This is a genomic window from Blastococcus saxobsidens, from assembly GCF_002938435.1.
GTDB lineage: Bacteria > Actinomycetota > Actinomycetes > Mycobacteriales > Geodermatophilaceae > Blastococcus > Blastococcus saxobsidens.
The window spans coordinates 84,088-100,207 of the sequence record NZ_POQT01000005.1; the positions used below are offsets into that span (position 1 = coordinate 84,088).

General features: G+C 75.2%; 10 protein-coding genes and 1 pseudogene. 8 read left to right on the plus strand and 3 right to left on the minus strand.

The window, feature by feature from the left end:
* The first annotated feature begins 39 nt into the window (after positions 1 to 39).
* A complete protein-coding gene (gene sucB / locus C5507_RS04630) occupies positions 40 to 1,866 on the plus strand; it encodes a 2-oxoglutarate dehydrogenase, E2 component, dihydrolipoamide succinyltransferase (protein ID WP_104527364.1) in 1,827 nt (608 codons plus the stop codon).
* An 84-nt stretch (positions 1,867 to 1,950) separates the two neighbouring features.
* Positions 1,951 to 2,856 (plus strand): TIGR01777 family oxidoreductase, encoded by a 906-nt coding sequence (locus C5507_RS04635; protein WP_104527365.1) that lies wholly within the window; start codon positions 1,951 to 1,953, stop codon positions 2,854 to 2,856.
* A 3-nt stretch (positions 2,857 to 2,859) separates the two neighbouring features.
* On the opposite strand, the gene C5507_RS04640 is transcribed toward C5507_RS04635, so the two are convergent.
* On the minus strand, positions 2,860 to 4,458 hold the full coding sequence (locus tag C5507_RS04640) for a serine/threonine-protein kinase (RefSeq protein WP_104527440.1): 1,599 nt from the start codon (positions 4,456 to 4,458) through the stop codon (positions 2,860 to 2,862).
* Positions 4,459 to 4,569: 111 nt separating this feature from the next.
* Between C5507_RS04640 and C5507_RS04645 the strand changes: the two genes are divergently transcribed.
* From C5507_RS04645 to C5507_RS04660, 4 genes are all read left to right on the plus strand, one after another.
* A complete protein-coding gene (locus C5507_RS04645) occupies positions 4,570 to 5,808 on the plus strand; it encodes an NAD(P)/FAD-dependent oxidoreductase (protein ID WP_104527441.1) in 1,239 nt (412 codons plus the stop codon).
* Positions 5,808 to 6,542: a Type 1 glutamine amidotransferase-like domain-containing protein gene (locus C5507_RS04650; protein ID WP_104527366.1), complete on the plus strand. Its 735-nt coding sequence runs from the start codon at positions 5,808 to 5,810 to the stop codon at positions 6,540 to 6,542. Before C5507_RS04645 ends, C5507_RS04650 begins: the two co-directional genes overlap by 1 nt.
* A 118-nt stretch (positions 6,543 to 6,660) precedes the next feature.
* On the plus strand, positions 6,661 to 7,314 hold the full coding sequence (gene lipB / locus C5507_RS04655; protein ID WP_104527367.1) for a lipoyl(octanoyl) transferase LipB: 654 nt from the start codon (positions 6,661 to 6,663) through the stop codon (positions 7,312 to 7,314).
* Positions 7,311 to 7,694, plus strand: a complete 384-nt coding sequence (locus C5507_RS04660) for a PPOX class F420-dependent oxidoreductase (protein ID WP_104527368.1) — start codon at positions 7,311 to 7,313, stop codon at positions 7,692 to 7,694. Before lipB ends, C5507_RS04660 begins: the two co-directional genes overlap by 4 nt.
* Positions 7,695 to 7,729: 35 nt before the next feature.
* Here C5507_RS04660 and leuS read toward each other — a convergent pair whose 3' ends face one another.
* Positions 7,730 to 10,654 carry a leucine--tRNA ligase gene (gene leuS / locus C5507_RS04665; protein WP_104527369.1) on the minus strand — a complete coding sequence of 975 codons (2,925 nt, stop codon included), beginning with the start codon at positions 10,652 to 10,654 and terminating at the stop codon, positions 7,730 to 7,732.
* A 286-nt stretch (positions 10,655 to 10,940) separates the two neighbouring features.
* Here leuS and C5507_RS04670 point away from each other — a divergent pair, with 286 nt between their 5' ends.
* Both C5507_RS04670 and C5507_RS04675 read left to right on the plus strand, forming a co-directional pair.
* Entirely contained in the window at positions 10,941 to 13,289 is a 2,349-nt protein-coding gene (locus C5507_RS04670) for a putative bifunctional diguanylate cyclase/phosphodiesterase (protein ID WP_104527370.1), read from the plus strand.
* 128 nt (positions 13,290 to 13,417) lie between these two features.
* Positions 13,418 to 15,706 carry a putative bifunctional diguanylate cyclase/phosphodiesterase gene (locus C5507_RS04675; protein WP_249027808.1) on the plus strand — a complete coding sequence of 763 codons (2,289 nt, stop codon included), beginning with the start codon at positions 13,418 to 13,420 and terminating at the stop codon, positions 15,704 to 15,706.
* Positions 15,707 to 15,834: 128 nt separating this feature from the next.
* Here the strand turns inward: C5507_RS04675 and C5507_RS04680 are convergent.
* Positions 15,835 to 16,086: pseudogene (locus tag C5507_RS04680) on the minus strand (LLM class flavin-dependent oxidoreductase); the annotation flags it as partial.
* Positions 16,087 to 16,120: the final 34 nt, after the last annotated feature.

A 16,120-nucleotide genomic window follows, 5' to 3' on the forward strand; every position in this document is an offset into this window, starting at 1 on the left:
CCCCCATCCCCGCACCGCGCCAGAAGGAGCACTGCCCCGATGCCGACGTCCGTCACCATGCCCGCCCTGGGCGAGAGCGTCACCGAGGGCACGGTCACCCGCTGGCTCAAGCAGGAGGGTGACCAGGTCGAGGTCGACGAGCCCCTCCTCGAGGTGTCGACCGACAAGGTCGACACCGAGATCCCGTCGCCGGCCGCCGGGGTGCTGACCAAGATCCTGGTCGCCGAGGACGAGACGGTCGACGTCGGCGCCGAGCTCGCCGTCATCGGTGGGGAGGGCGACGGCGGTGGCTCGGCCCCCGCCGGCGACGCGGCCTCCGCGGACGACGAGACCATGCCCGAGACCCCGGCCCAGCAGGTCGAGGACGCCGCCCCGGCCGCGCAGGAGGAGTCCGCCGCCGAGCCCCAGCCCGAGCCGGAGCCCGCGCAGGCCTCGGACGGCGGCAGCGCCGGCGGTGGTGGTGGCGGTGAGGGCACTCCGGTGACCATGCCGGCGCTGGGCGAGAGCGTCACCGAGGGCACGGTCACGCGCTGGCTCAAGGCCGTGGGCGACGACGTCACCGTCGACGAGCCGCTCCTCGAGGTCTCCACCGACAAGGTCGACACCGAGATCCCGTCGCCGGTCAGCGGCACCCTGCTCGAGATCACCGTCGCCGAGGACGAGACCGTCGACGTCGGCGCCCAGCTCGCCGTGATCGGTTCGGGTACCGGCGGCGGCTCGGCCCCGGCCCCCGCGCCGCAGCAGGAGGCGCCCGCCGAAGAGAAGCCGCAGGCCGCGCCGGAGGCCAAGCCGGCCGCCACCGAGACCGCGCAGCCCGGCGGCGACTACGGCGCCAGCGGCGCCCAGCCCGCCGCCTCCCCCACGTCGGCGCCGGCTCCCCAGGTGGCTCCCCAGGCGCCTGCCGCCGCACCGTCCGGCGACGGCGGCGGCCAGTACGTGACGCCGCTGGTGCGCCGGCTGGCGGCCGAGCACGGCGTCGACCTGAACACCGTCTCCGGCACCGGTGTGGGTGGCCGGATCCGCAAGCAGGACGTGCTGGCCGCGGCGGAGCAGAAGTCGGCCCCGGCCGCCGCGCCCGCCACCCCGGCCGCGTCCGGCGGCGCCCGGACCCCGTCGCCGGCCGCCACGCCGGACACCTCGGTGCGGGGCCGCACGGAGAAGATGTCGCGCCTGCGCACGGTGATCGCCCGTCGCATGGTGGAGTCGCTGCAGGTGAGCGCGCAGCTCACCACGGTGGTCGAGGCCGACGTCACGCGCATCGCCAAGCTGCGGCAGCAGGCCAAGGCCGACTTCGAGGCCCGCGAGGGCGTCAAGCTGTCGTTCCTGCCCTTCTTCGCCAAGGCCGCGGTCGAGGCGCTGAAGCAGCACCCGTCGGTGAACTGCTCGATCGACCAGGAGGCCGGCACGGTCACCTACCACGACACCGAGAACCTCGGCGTCGCGGTGGACACCGAGCGCGGGCTGCTGGTGCCGGTGATCCACGAGGCCGGTGACCTGAGCCTCGGTGGGATCGCCCGCAAGATCGCCGACCTGGCCGAGCGCACCCGCACCAACAAGGTGACGCCGGACGAGCTGGGCGGGGGCACGTTCACGCTGACCAACACCGGCAGCCGCGGCGCGCTGTTCGACACCCCGATCATCAACCAGCCGCAGGTGGCCATCCTGGGCACCGGCTCGGTGGTGAAGCGCCCGGTCGTCGTCCAGGACCCCGACCTCGGTGAGGTCATCGCCGTCCGGTCGATGGTCTACCTGGCCCTCACCTACGACCACCGGATCGTCGACGGCGCCGACGCCGCCCGGTTCCTCACCACGGTGCGGGAGCGGCTCGAGGCCGGCCAGTTCCACGGCGAGCTCGGGCTCGCCTGATCGACGCCCGCTCGGGGCCCCGGTGACCACCGGGGCCCCGAGCCCGTTCTGCCCTGCACGCGGGTGCACACCGGGGAGTGCCGCATGAAGATCGCCGTCGCCGGGGCCTCCGGCCTCATCGGCAGCGCCCTGCTGCCCGCCCTGCGCGCCGACGGGCACGAGGTGGTGCAGCTGGTCCGGCGCACGCCGCGCACCAGCGAGGAGCACCGCTGGGACCCCCAGCACCGGCGGATCGACCCGGCGGTCCTGCAGGACGTCGATGCGGTGGTGAACCTGGCCGGCGTGGGCGTCGGTGACCGCCGCTGGACCGAGAAGCACAAGCGGGCCGTGCTGACCAGCCGCGTGGACACGACCACCACGCTCAGCGAGACACTCGCCGGTCTCGCCGCCTCCGATCCCGACCGTTCCCGTGTGCTGGTGAACGCCTCGGGCGTGGGCTGGTACGGCGACACCGGTGACCGGATCGTCGACGAGTCCGCCCCGCCCGGCGACGACTTCCTCGCCGAGGTGTGCGTCGCCTGGGAGGGCGCCACCCGGCCGGCCGCCGACGCCGGCGTGCGGGTGGTCCGGCTGCGTACCGGCCTGGTGCTGGCGCGCGGCGGTCTGCTGGGCCGGCTGCTGCCGATCTTCCGGGCCGGGCTCGGCGGTCGGCTCGGTTCCGGGCGGCAGTACATGCCCTGGATCAGCCTGGACGACGAGGTCGCCGCCATCCGGTTCCTGCTGACCTCCCCGGTCAGCGGGCCGGTCAACCTCTGCGGGCCGGCGCCGGTGACCAACGCCGAGTTCACCGCGGCGCTGGGCCGGGTCCTGCACCGGCCGGCCGTGCTGGTCGTCCCACCACCGGCGCTGTGGGTCGCGCTCGGGGAGTTCGCCCGCGTCGGGGCGCTGGCAGGTCAGCGGGCCGTGCCCGCCGCGCTCACCGACGCCGGCTTCCGCTTCACGCACACCGACCTCGAGTCGGCGCTGCGCGCGGTGCTGGCCCGCGGCTGAGCCTCAGCCCAGCCGCTCCGCCGCATCGATCCGCCAGCCCTCCGGCGTCCGCACCAGCAGCAGGCGGACCTCGGCGTCGGCGCGGCCCGGAACCGTGCGCAGCGCCGGCCCGTCGGGCTGATCGGCGGCGACGACGCGGTGGTCCGGCCGGCGATCGGTCACCCGGAGCTCCGCCCGCGTCCCCGCGACCTCGACCACGACCACCTCGACGACCACCGGCGCGAACCCGACGAGCACCTCCCCCGTGGCCTCGAGCGCCCGCGCGGCCTCCTGGTCGGCGGTCAGCAACGCGCTCCCCGTCGTGTAGACGGCGAGAAGCCGCTCCGGCCCCTGACCCGCGAAGGCCTCGGCGCGTCGCTGGTACAGCTCCTCCAGCAGCACCCGCCACTCCTCCGGGGTGCTCGGCGTCGCCCCCTCGGGCGATCCGGGAGAAGCCGGGTCGCCGCCCTCGGGGGGAGCAGGGGTGGGCAGCGGTGGGGACGGCTCCGCCGGCGCCGGCGCGGTGGCGGCAGCGACGGAGGGGCTGCCGGCCTCCTCGCCCCAGCGCCCGCCCAGCCACGCGGTGAGGGAGAGCGCGATCAGCACCGCGGTGGCGACGAGCAGTCCGCGCACCACCGTGGGACGGCCGACGGCACGCAGCCGGGCACGGGCATGCCGGCCGCGCTCGGGAGCCGTCACCACCGGCGCCGGCCGCGGCCGCCGGCCGGGCACCACGTGCGTCATGGCCGAGCGCACGTCCGGCCGGCCCCCCTGCGATCCGACCGGCGCGGCGGACAGCGACACCGGCGCGGCCGGGCAGGCGTGCCGCAGCTCGAAGGCGAACGCCGCTGCCGTGCCGCGTTCGTGCGGATCAGCCGCCAGGCCACGGCGGATCACCTGGACGAGGCCCGCCGGCGCCCCCGGGGCCAGCTCGGCCACGTCGGGCAGGTGGCCGTCCGCGGCCACCGCGAGCGTGTCCGCGGGTGTCGCCGCGTTCCAGGGCGCGATGCCGGTGAGCGCGTGGAAGGCAGCTGCCGCCACCCCGAAGACGTCGGAGGCGGGGCCGGGCGCACCGCCGCGGGCGACGACCGGGTCGACGTAGGCGGGGGTCACCTCCGCGGCCGCCGACTCCCCGAGGACCCGGGCCACGCCCAGATCGGTGAGCACCGGGCGGCCCTCCGCGGTGAACAGGATGTTGCCCGGCGACAGGTCGCCGTGGACCACCCCGGAGTCGTGCGCGTGCGCGAGCGCCGCGGCCACCGGCGCGAGGGCTGTCACCACCTCCCCCGGCGTCAGGCGGCCCCGCCGGGCGAGCAGCCCGGCGAGGCTCCCGCCGGCGAGCAGCTCGAGGACCAGCGCCACCCGCGGCACGCCCCCACGACGCGGCTGGTGGACCACCTCGACGAGCCGCACCAGGTGCGGGTGGTCCAGCTCTCCCAGCAGGGCCGCCTCCCGCGCCTGCCGCTCGGGCTCCCCCGCCACCAGCACCTTGACCGCCACGGGGTTGCCGCCGCCACGTGGCACCGCCCGCCACACCTCGCCCGAGCCGCCCCGGCCGAGCAGCTCCTGGAGGGTGTAACCCGGGACGACGGGAGGCACCGGGGTCGGGTCGGCAGCGGGCATGACGGGCACCGTAGACGGATCCGGCCAGGTGCCGTCCCCGTTGTCCACAGGCCGCGGCGACCTCCCGGGCGGCCCGGTGGCGCCCGCCCCGGTTACGGTCGGGCGGTGTCCATGCCGCTGCAGGCCGAGGTCGTCGTGGTCGGGGCGGGACTGGCGGGCCTGTCGGCGGCGCACCGGCTGGCCGGTGCCGGACTCGACGTCCACGTGCTGGAGGCGTCCGGGCACGTGGGTGGGCGGGTGGCCTCCGAGCGGATCGACGGTTTCGTCGTGGACCGCGGCTTCCAGGTGTTCAACACCGGCTACCCGCGGGCGGCCGATCTGGATCTGCCCGCGCTGGAGCTCGGCTGGTTCCAGCGGGGCGCGGTCATCCGGGTCGACGGCCGTCCGCACCGGGTGGTCGACCCGCGACGGCGCCCGGACGCCGTGCTCGGCACGGCCGCAGCACCGCTGGGCAACCTCCGCGAGAAGGCGGCCCTCGTGGCGTTCTCGCTGCGCGCCGGCTACGGCCCCGTCGCCGCCCTGCTGAGCAGGCCGGAGGCCACGGCGGAGGAGGCACTGCGCCGGGCCGGCGTGGGCGACGCCGCCATCGAACGGTTCCTCCGCCCCTTCCTCGCCGGCGTCCTGCTGGAGGACCGGCTCGCCACCTCCAGCCGCTACGTGGACCTGCTGTGGCGCAGCTTCGTCCGGGGTGCCACCGGCCTGCCGGCGGCCGGTATGCAGGCCATCGGCGAGCAGCTGGCCGGGCGCCTCCAACCCGGCCGCGTCCACCTGGGCACCCCGGTCCGGTCGGTGTCCCCCGGCACGGTCGGCACCGACGACGGCACGTGGTCGGCCGCCGCCGTCGTCGTCGCCACCGATCCGGGGACGGCGGCCGGCCTGCTCCCGGCCGTGGAGGCGGCCGCCCCGCGGCAGGTCACCACCCACCTGCACGTGCTGCCGCGGTCCCCGTGGCCGAGCGCGCTCATCGTGCTCGGGCAGCCCGGCGGCCGGCTGGTCAACTCGGCGGTCGTGTCCGACGCCCAGCCGCGGTACAGCCCGGACGGCCGGGCGCTCGTCGCCAGCTCCACCCTCGAGCCGACGCGGGAGGCCGAGGTCCGCGCCGAGGTCGCCGCGGTGCACGGGGTCTCCCCCTCCGACCTCGAGCACCTGACCACGGTCACCGTCCCGGGGGCGCAGCCGGCCGCACTGCCGCCGTTGCGGCTGCGGCGACCGGTCGACCTCGGCGACGGCGTCTACGTGTGCGGCGACCACCGGGACACCCCGTCCATCCAGGGCGCCATGGCCAGCGGCGCCCGGGCGGCGCGCGCGGTCCTCCGCGCGCTGCGCCCCGACGCCCCGAGGAGCGGCTGATGCCCGCGAGCGCACCCACGATCCTGGCCACCAGCATGGGTCTCGCCACCCGCGGGCGTGGACCGTACGACTGGGCACCGGGGCCGGTCTTCGACCTCGCCTTCTCCCTCGCCGGCGCGCCCGAGCGGCCGCGGCTGTGCTACCTGGGGACGGCGACCGGCGACGACCCCGCCCGCGTCGCGGGGATCTACGGGGCGTTCGCCGGCAGCTCGGTCCGGGTCAGCCACCTGAGCCTCTTCCCGATGCCGACGGTGCCCGACGTGCGCGCGCACCTGCTGGCGCAGGACGTGGTGTGGGTGGGCGGTGGCAGCGTCGCCAACCTGCTCGCCGTCTGGCGGGTGCACGGCCTGGACGACGTGTTCCGCGAGGCCTGGGAGGCCGGTGTCGTGCTCGCCGGGGTCTCGGCCGGATCCCTCTGCTGGCACCGCGGCGGGACCACCGACTCCTACGGCCCCGACCTGCGGCCGGTCACCGACGGCCTGGGGCTGATCCCCACGTCCAACGGGGTCCACTACGACTCCGAGCCGCAGCGCCGGCCGCTGTACCACCGGCTGGTCGCCGACGGCACGCTGCCGGCCGGGCACGCCACCGACGACGGCGCCGGCCTGGTGTACCGGGGCACCGACCTGGTCGAGGTCGTCGCCGACCGCCCGTCGGCCGCGGCCTACCGGGTCGCGCGCGGCCCGGACGGGACCGCCGTCGAGACCCGGGTGGCGCCCCGTCGGCTGGCCTGATCCCGGTGCGCCCCCCGTGCCGACGGGGTAGGGGCACCGCACGAGCGGGGAGACCCGTGCGGACCGCGACAGCGATGTCCGACCGCCGGGCGTTCTCACCCGGGCCTACGCTGGGGCCGTGACGCTCGAGGTGCTCCGGCTCGGTCTGGTCGACTACGAGGAGGCGTGGGCGCGGCAGCGCGAGCTGCACGCCCGGCGGGTCGCCGGGGAGGCGCCCGACACGCTGCTGCTGCTGGAGCACCCCCCGGTCTACACGGCCGGCCGGCGCACCGAGCCGCACGAGCGCCCGTTCGACGGGACGCCCGTCATCGACGTCGACCGCGGCGGAAAGATCACCTGGCACGGTCCCGGCCAGCTGGTGGGCTACCCGATCGTCGCGCTGCCCGACCCGGTCGACGTCGTCGCCTACGTCCGGCGGCTCGAGGGCGCGCTGATCGAGGTGTGCGCCGGTCTGGGGGTGGCGGCGGGACGCGTCGAGGGCCGCAGCGGCGTCTGGCTGCCCGAGGACCCGCCCGGCACCGGCCACCGGCCCGAGCGCAAGGTCGCCGCCATCGGGATCCGGGTGGCCCGCGGGGTGACGATGCACGGATTCGCCCTCAACTGCGACCCCGACCTGACCGCGTTCGCGAACATGATCCCGTGCGGCATCCCGGACGCCGGGGTGACCTCGCTGTCGGCCGAGCTGGGCCGCGACGTCCCGGTCGCGGAGGCGATCGATGCGGTCGAGGCGGCGATGCGCCGAGCCCTGACCGTGGCGCCCGCGCCGGCATGACGCCGCTCCCCCGGAGCGAGTACGTCAGCCTGACCACCTTCCGGCGCACCGGCGTGCCGGTGGCCACCCCGGTGTGGGCCGCGGCCGACGGCGACACGCTGGTGGTGTGGACCCGCGCCGATTCCGGCAAGGTGAAGCGGCTCCGGCACACGACCCGGGTGACGGTCGCGCCCTGCGACGTCCGCGGCCGGGTCCAGGGGCCGGCGGTCGACGGCGAGGCCGAGTTCGTCGCACCCGCCGACCGGCCGCGGGCGCTGGCGGCCCTGCGCCGCGACTACGGGCTGACGTTCCGCCTCGGCTACGTCACCTCACGGCTGTGGCACCGGCTCGGCCGCAGCGGAGAAGAGCGTCACGAGATCATCCGCGTCCACCCCGCCTGACCCGCCCCGCCCGCGGACGGCGGGCCGGCGGGGCGTCACCCGAGGACGAAGTTGACCAGGCGGCCGGGGACGGCGACGACGCGTCGGATCGTGGCGCCCTCGAGGTGGCCGGCGATCTTCTCGTCGGCCCGCGCAGCCGCCTCCAGCGCGGCGGCGTCGGCGTCCGCGGGCACCGAGACCTGCGACCGGACCTTGCCGTTGACCTGGACGGCGACCTGCACGGTGTCCTCGACCAGCCACCGCTGCTCGGCCACCGGGAAGGGCGCCCACGCCGACGACCCGTCGTGGCCCAGCCGCGACCACAGCTCCTCGGCCAGGTGCGGGGCCAACGGCCCGACCATCAGCACCAGCGGCTCGGCCACCGACCGCGGCACCGGTGTTTCGGCGCCGTAGGTCTGGGTCAGGTGGTTGGTCAGCTCGGTGATCCGCGCGATCGCGATGTTGAAGCGCAGCGTCCCGTAGCCGTCCCGGACACCGTCGATCGCCCTGTGCAGCGCGCGCAGCGTCGCCTCGGCCGGCTCGACGTCGTCGGCGGCGCGAACGGCACCGGTCTGCTCGTCGACCACCACCCGCCAGATGCGCTGCAGCAGCCGCTGCGACCCCACGACGGCCTTGGTCTCCCACGGCCGCGACTGCTCCAGCGGGCCGGTGGACATCTCGTACACCCGGAAGGTGTCGGCCCCGTAGGCGCCGATCATCTCGTCCGGCGTGACCATGTTCTTCAGGCTCTTGCCGATCTTCCCGTACTCGCGGTTGACCGGCTTGCCCTCGTGGAAGAACGTCCCGTCCTTCTCCACGACCTCGGAGGCCTGCACGTAGAACCCGCGCTCGTCCGTGTAGGCGTAGGCGGAGATGTAGCCCTGGTTGACCAGGCGGCGGAACGGCTCCTCGCTGGAGACGTGGCCCAGGTCGTGCAGCACCTTGTGCCAGAAGCGCGCGTACAGCAGGTGCAGCACCGCGTGCTCGACGCCGCCGACGTACAGGTCCACGCCCCCGGTGTCGCCCTCGCCGCGCGGCCCCATCCAGTAGCGCTCCAGCTCCGGGTCGACCATCTGCGTGTCGTCGCCGGGGTCGAGGTAGCGCAGGTAGTACCAGCACGACCCGGCCCAGTTGGGCATCGTGTTGGTCTCCCGGCGGTACTTCCTCACGCCGTCGCCCAGGTCCAGCTCGACGGTCGTCCACTCCGAGGCCCGCGACAGCGGCGGCTCCGGCGCGGAGTCGGCGTCGTCGTCGGAGAAGGTCTTCGGTGAGTAGTCGTCGACCTCGGGCAGCAGGACCGGCAGCATCGACTGCGGCACGGCGACCGGCAGGTCGTCCTCGTCGTAGACGATCGGGAACGGCTCGCCCCAGTAGCGCTGCCGGCTGAAGAGCCAGTCGCGCAGCTTGTAGGTGGTGGTGGACTCCCCGGCGCCCCGGGCGACCAGCCAGTCGGTGACCCGCGCGATGGCCGCGGCCTTGTCCAGGCCGTCCAGCGAGATCTCGTCGTTGGCGGAGTTGATCATCCGGCCCGGGCCGGTCCAGGCGCCGCTGTCGGGGTCGAATCCCTCGGGCCGCTCGACGGTCGGGACGATCTCCAGGCCGAACGTCTCCGCGAACTCCCAGTCCCGCTGGTCCTCGCCGGGCACGGCCATGATCGCGCCGGTGCCGTAGCCGGTCAGGACGTAGTCGGCGATGAACACCGGCAGCTCCCGGCCGTTCACCGGGTTGACCGCACTGACCCCCAGCCAGACGCCGGTCTTCTCCCGGCCGGCGTCCTGCCGGTCCAGCTCCGAGCGACGGGAGGCCTGGCGCTGGTACTCGCGCACCGCCTCCGCGGGGCTCGCGGCCCCGCCGGTCCAGCGGGGGTCGGCGCCGTCGGGCCACGCGTCGGCGGTCAGCTCGCCGACCAGCGGGTGCTCCGGGGCCAGCACCACGTACGTGGCCCCGAACAGCGTGTCCGGACGGGTGGTGAAGACCTCGATGGTCTCCCCGCTGCCTGATCCCGTGGTTTCGTCCCCATTCACCCCGAACCGGATGCGCGCACCCGTGGAGCGGCCGATCCAGTTGCGCTGCATCAGCTTCAGCGAGTCCGACCAGTCCAGCCGGTCCAGATCGCCCAGCAGCCGGTCGGCGTAGGCGGTGATCCGCATCATCCACTGCTTGAGCGGACGCCGGAACACGGGGAAGTTGCCGCGCTCGGAGCGCCCGTCGGGGGTGACCTCCTCGTTGGAGAGCACCGTGCCCAGGCCGGGACACCAGTTGACCGGCGCCTCGTTCAGGTAGGCCAGCCGGTGCGCGTCGACGACGGTCCTCCTCTCGCGCTCGTCCAACTCCGCCCACGGACGGCCCGAGGGATTGGTCCCGGCGGCGGGCTCGCGCGTGCCGGCGTCCAGCTCGGCGATCAGCTCCTCGATCGGCCGGGCCTTGTTCGCGTCCTCGTCGAACCAGGAGCCGAAGATCTGCAGGAAGATCCACTGGGTCCACTTGTAGTAGCCCGGGTCGACCGTGGCGAAGGTGCGCCGCTGGTCGTGGTCGACACCCAGCCGGCGCAGCTGCGCGCTGATGGCGGCGATGTTGGCCTCGGTGGTGATCCGGGGGTGCTGCCCGGTCTGGACGGCGTACTGCTCCGCGGGCAGGCCGAAGGCGTCGTAGCCCATGGGGTGCAGCACGTTGTCGCCGTCCATGCGGCGGAACCGGCTGGTGACGTCGGTGCCCAGGTAGCCCAGCGGGTGGCCGACGTGCAGACCGGCGCCCGAGGGGTACGGGAACATGTCCATCGCGAAGAACTTCGGCCGGTCGGCGACCCGGTCGAAGCCTTCGCTCAGCCGGCCCGTGGGGTTGGGCGTGTGGAAGGTGCCCTCGGCCTCCCACCGGTCCTGCCAGCTCAGCTCGATCTGCTGCGCCAGTGCCGGGGTGTACCGGTGGGGCGGCACGTCACCGGGCACCTGCTCGACGTTCGGCTGGTCGGCGGTCTGGCTCATCGCTGGTGCTCCCGGGTTCCAACTGGCGGCGCGGTACCGGCGGCGGACATCAAAAAACCCCTCACGCAGGAGGGGTCGGCCGTGCTGTCTGGACGTTCTCGCCTCAGCACGGCCGGCGAAGCAGCAGCCGCCCGGTCACGATCGGCAGCCTACCGCCTGCCCGCACGGCCGCGACCGGCCGTGGCGGAACCGCCCAGGCCCTGCAGTGGAAGGGGGTCTCCTCCCATGGGGCGAGGCCGGACCCGTTCACCTCGACAGGAGACCTCTCCGCGCCGATCACCGCACCGTGGACCGATCCGAGGCGACCGCCGGCGGTGGCCGCGTGCCCGTGACCGGCGGGCTGCTGCTCGCCTGCCTGGGCGCGCTGGCCGCCTACGCGCTGGGCGAGGTCTGGCGTCCGTCCGGCAACGCCGTCGCGATGATCTACGACCTCGTGGCCTACGACGCCGTCTACCTGATCGGCGCGGCCCTCTGCCGGCGGACCGCGGTGCACCGCACGGACGACCGGCTGGTGTGGAACGCGCTGGCGGTCGCGCTCGCCGCCGTGGCGCTGAGCACCACCCTCTACGCGGTCGCGCTCGCACCTGCCGCCGCGTACCTGCCGTCCTGGCTGCTCGTCGCGCTCTGGGCACCCGTCTACCCGGCGCTGGGGGTGGCGCTGGTCGGCGTGGTGCGGTCCCGGGTCGGCACACCGCACATGAGCATGTGGTTCGACGCGCTGACCGGCGCGTGCGGGGCGGTCATCTTCGCCGTCACGCTGCTGCCCGCGCTGGTGTCGGGTCCCGCCGACGGCCGGCTCGCGGTGGTGCAGCTCTACCCGGTCGCCGACACCCTGCTCCTGGCCGCCGTCTCCGCCGTGTGCGCCGTGATGGGCTTCCGCCGGGACTGGCCGCTGGTCCTGATCATCGCCGGACTGCTCTGCACCCTCGGTGCGGACGCCCTCCTCCTGTCCCGCGTCGTGGACGGAGAGGTGGCCGTCGACAGCCAGATGAAGCTCGCCTGGCTGGCCGGAGCGGCGTTCACCGCGCTGGCCGCCCACGTCGCCGGCCGGACCCCGGGCATCGTGCCCGCCGACGCCGACCCGGTGGCGCGCCTGAGCTGGCGGGTGGCGTTCCTACCCCTGGGTGCGAGCGTGATGAGCGTCGTCGTGCTGGTGTCCACGTGGGGTTCGGCCGGCCTGGGCGTCGCCGGCTGGGCCGCCGTCACCTGCCTGCTCGCCACGCTGGCGCGGACGGCCATGTCCGTGCAGGAGCTGCGTGGGCTGCACGACATCCGGGAGCAGGCACGCACCGACGAGCTGACCGACCTGCCGAACCGGCGGGCGCTGCTCGAGCGGACCCGGGCGGCCCTCGAGGCCGCGGACGCGGGCCGGCCCGTGGCCCTGCTGCTGCTCGACCTCGACGGGTTCAAGGAGGTCAACGACAGCCTGGGGCATGCCGCCGGTGACGACCTGCTGCGGATGATCGGACCACGGCTGTGGCCCGAGCTCGGCGGCGACGACCTGCTCGCGCGCCTGGGCGGCGACGAATTCGCCGTCCTGCTGCCCGGCACCGGTCTGGACGACGCGATCGCCCGGGCCGACCGCGTGCGCGCCCTCGTCCTGGAACCGTTCGTCGTCCACGGCGTCCGCCTGCACGTCGGGGTCAGCGTCGGCATCGCCACCGGTCCGGTCCCGGCCGCGACCGTGACCGAGCTGCTGCGGTGCGCCGACGTCGCGATGTACGAGGCGAAGAACTCCCGGGACGGGGTGCGGTCCTACGTGCCCGACGCCCGGGCCGGGGGCGGCGACAGGCTCCGGACCATGGAGGACCTCCGGACGGCGCTCGACGAGGGCCAGCTGCTGGTGCACCTGCAGCCGCAAGTGGCGCTCCACGGTCGCGCGGTCGTCGGCGTGGAGGCGCTCGTGCGCTGGCAGCACCCGGAGCGCGGGCTGCTCTCCCCCGCCGTCGTCCTGCCGGCGGCCGAGCAGGCCGGTCTGATGCGACCCCTGACCGGCGTCGTGCTCGGGCTCGCGCTCGAGGCCGCCGCCCAGTGGTGGCCGGAGCGGGCGGTGCCGGTCTCGGTGAACCTCTCCGCGGCCAGCGTCACGGACCTGGAGCTGCCGGCCACCGTCATCCGTCACCTCCAGGAGCACGGCCTCCCCCCGGAGGCGCTCACCCTGGAGCTGGTCGAGGACACCCTCATGGCCGACCCGGACCGCGGCCGCACCGTGCTGGGCGAACTGCGGCGACTGGGCATCCGGACCTCGATCGACGACTACGGGACGGGCTACAGCTCGCTGGCCTACCTGCGGCACCTGCCCGCCGACGAGCTGAAGCTCGACCGGAGCCTCACCCACGACGTGGGCCGCGATGACAGGGCGACGGCGATCGTGCGGCACACCGTGGGGCTCGCACACGACCTCGGCCTGAGCCTGGTGGCCGAGGGGGTGGAGGACGAGGAGACCGCTGCCGCGCTCGCGGCCCTCGGCTGCGACATCGCACAGGGCTGGGCCATCGCCCGGCCGATGCCCGTCGTGGACTTCCTCGGCTGGCTGGCCGACCGCCCGGCCGCACCCTCCCGCACACCGGCCGTCCCGGCCCCGCGGCGGCCCGCCACGTGCCGGCCGGCGAACTCCCCCTCGACCGCACCCTGACCGTCGTCGTCGCGGACACGGGCTCCGGGCCGTCGTCGCGCACGGCGCAGCACTCGCGGGTCACCCGTAGGGGTGGGCGGGCCGGCACGCGCATCCTGCACGTCCGGCCCCGTGCCGAGGTAGATCGTGTGCTACTGATCTCCGGGGTATCGGAACGGCTGACCGCGTCGCGACTCGCGCTGACCGCCACCGTCGTCTCCCTCGCCCTGTTCGCGACCGGTGTCGGGCCGCGGCCCGCCGGCGAGCTCTGGGCGGCGTTCTACGACCTCGGTCTCTACAACGCCGTCTACGCCGGCGCGGCGGTCGTGTGCCTCCTGGCCGCGCGACGCCCCGGGCCGGACCGCCTGGCCTGGGCGGCCCTCGCCACCGCGATCGTGCTGGGCATCGTCGGGAACCTCGTCTACTCGCTGGCGATCGCGCCGATGGAGGAGGAGCCCTTCCCGTCGGTCGCCGACCTCTTCTACCTCGGGTACTACCTGCCCCTCTACGTCGCCCTGGTGGCCCTGATCCGCACCCGGGTGTCCCGATTCCACGCGAGCATGTGGCTGGACGGGGTCGTCGGAGCCCTCGGGGCCGGCGCGGTGTCGGTCGCCGTCATGCTGGGCCCGGCGCTCGAGCTGACCGAGGGTGACCTGGCGGCGGTCGTCACCAGCCTGGCCTACCCGATCGTCGACGTCGTCCTGCTGGCGCTGCTGGTGGCCGTCGGTGCCATCCTGGGCGTCCGTCGGGACCGCACCCTGCTCCTGCTGGCTGGTGCCATCCTGGCGAACCTGGCCGGCGACATCGTCTTCCTCGACCTGGCCACGCAGGGCATCTACCTCGAGGGTGGGCCCCTCGACCTCACCTGGCTGACCGCCGTCACCCTGATGGCCGTCGCCGCCCACACCGGCGAGCGGCTCGGGCGGGAGACGGCCGCCCCGACCGCCCGGGTCGGCTGGCGGGTGCTCGCCGTCCCGCTGGCCTGCAACGTGGCCAGCCTCGTCGTGCTCGGGTTCGACGCCGGCACCCGTTTCAACCCGGCCGCCGCCTGGCTGGCCGTCGGGTGCGTGCTGGCCGCCCTCGCCCGCGTGGCGATCACCTTCCGGGAGGTCCGCGCGTTCAACGAGGTCCGCGAACAGGCCCGCACCGACGAGCTGACCGGCCTGCCCAACCGCCGGTCGCTGTTCGAGCAGGCAACCTCCGCCCTCTCAACCGCCTCGGCCGGCCGGCCGGCGGCGCTGCTGCTGCTGGACCTCGACGGCTTCAAGGAGGTCAACGACAGCCTCGGCCACCACGCCGGCGACCACCTGCTGCGGCAGATCGGGCCCCGCTTGCTGCCGGCCCTGCGCGGTGGCGACCTGCTGGCCCGGCTCGGCGGCGACGAGTTCGCCGTCCTGCTGCCGGACGCCTCCCTCGACGAGGCCGAGGCGCTCGCCGGGCGGCTCCGCGAGCTGATCCTGCGACCGGTCACGGTGGAGGGCATCCGGCTGCACGTCGGCGTCAGCATCGGCGTCGCCAGTGCCCCCGTGCCCGCGGCCACGGTGGAGGAGCTCCTGCGCTGCGCGGACATCGCCATGTACGCGGCGAAGTCCAGCCGCTCGGGCGTCCAGGTCTACGTGCCCGATCCGCGCGGTGGCACCGGGGACCGGCTGCGGACGATGGAGGACCTGCGCACCGCACTCGAGCGGGACGACCAGATCGAGGTGCACCTGCAGCCCCAGGTCGACCTGCGGGACGGAGCCGTCGTCGGTGCCGAGGCCCTGGTCCGCTGGCGGCACCCGGTCCGCGGTCTGCTGTCCCCCGCCGAACTGCTGCCGGCCGCCGAGCAGGCCGGTCTGCTGCGGCCGCTGGCCGACGCCGTCCTCGACCTGGCCCTGACCGCCGCGGCCGGCTGGTGGCCCGAGCGGGAGGTGCCCGTGTCGGTGAACCTGTCGGCCGCCGACGTCACCGACCTCGACCTCCCGGGGAAGGTCGCGCAGGCGCTCGTCCGCCACGGCCTGCCCGCTCGCGCGCTCACCCTCGAGCTGGTCGAGGACACCCTCATGAACGACCCCGAGCGCGGCCGCCGGGTGCTCGGCGAGCTGCGCCGGCTGGGCGTCCGCACGTCCATCGACGACTACGGGACCGGCTACAGCTCGCTGGCCTACCTGCGGCACCTGCCCGCCGACGAGCTGAAGCTCGACCGCAGCCTCACCCACGACCTCGGCACCGACCGGCGGGCCGGCGCGATCATCCGCCACACGGTGGCGCTCGCCCACGACCTCGGCATCTCCGTGGTCGCCGAAGGGGTCGAGGACGGGGACACCGCGACGGCGCTCACCGACCTCGGTTGCGACGTCGCACAGGGCTTCGCCATCGCCCGCCCGATGCCGGTCGGGGACTTCCGCACCTGGCTGTCGGCCCCCCACGGCTGCGTCGTGGACCGCGCCGGCAGCTGACCGCCGCGGGACGGGCGGCCCGCGCGTGCGGGCGCCGTCAGGCGAGCTGAGGCGCCACCCCGTGCCGCCGGAGCTCGTCGACCTCCCGCCCGATCGCCGCGGCCCGGCGGGCGATCTCGGCCGCCGTTCATCTGGTCGACCTGCGCGACGCTGATCGCCAGCGGGCCGGGCAGCCGGAACGTGCCGGCCGTCATCAGGGTCCCCAGGCGGATCCGGCTGGTCTCGCGGGCCGGCCCGGCCAGCGTCATCCAGGCGTCGGTGGGACCGGGCAGCCCGTCCCCGCCCATGGTCAGGTGGTGGTCGGAACGGAAGAAGGCGTCGAGGCCCGTCTCCTCCGTGCGGCGCGCCACGGCGAGCAGGTCGTCGTAGGTGGCGCCCATCTGCGGCTCGGTGCAGATGGGCGACTCCACGGTC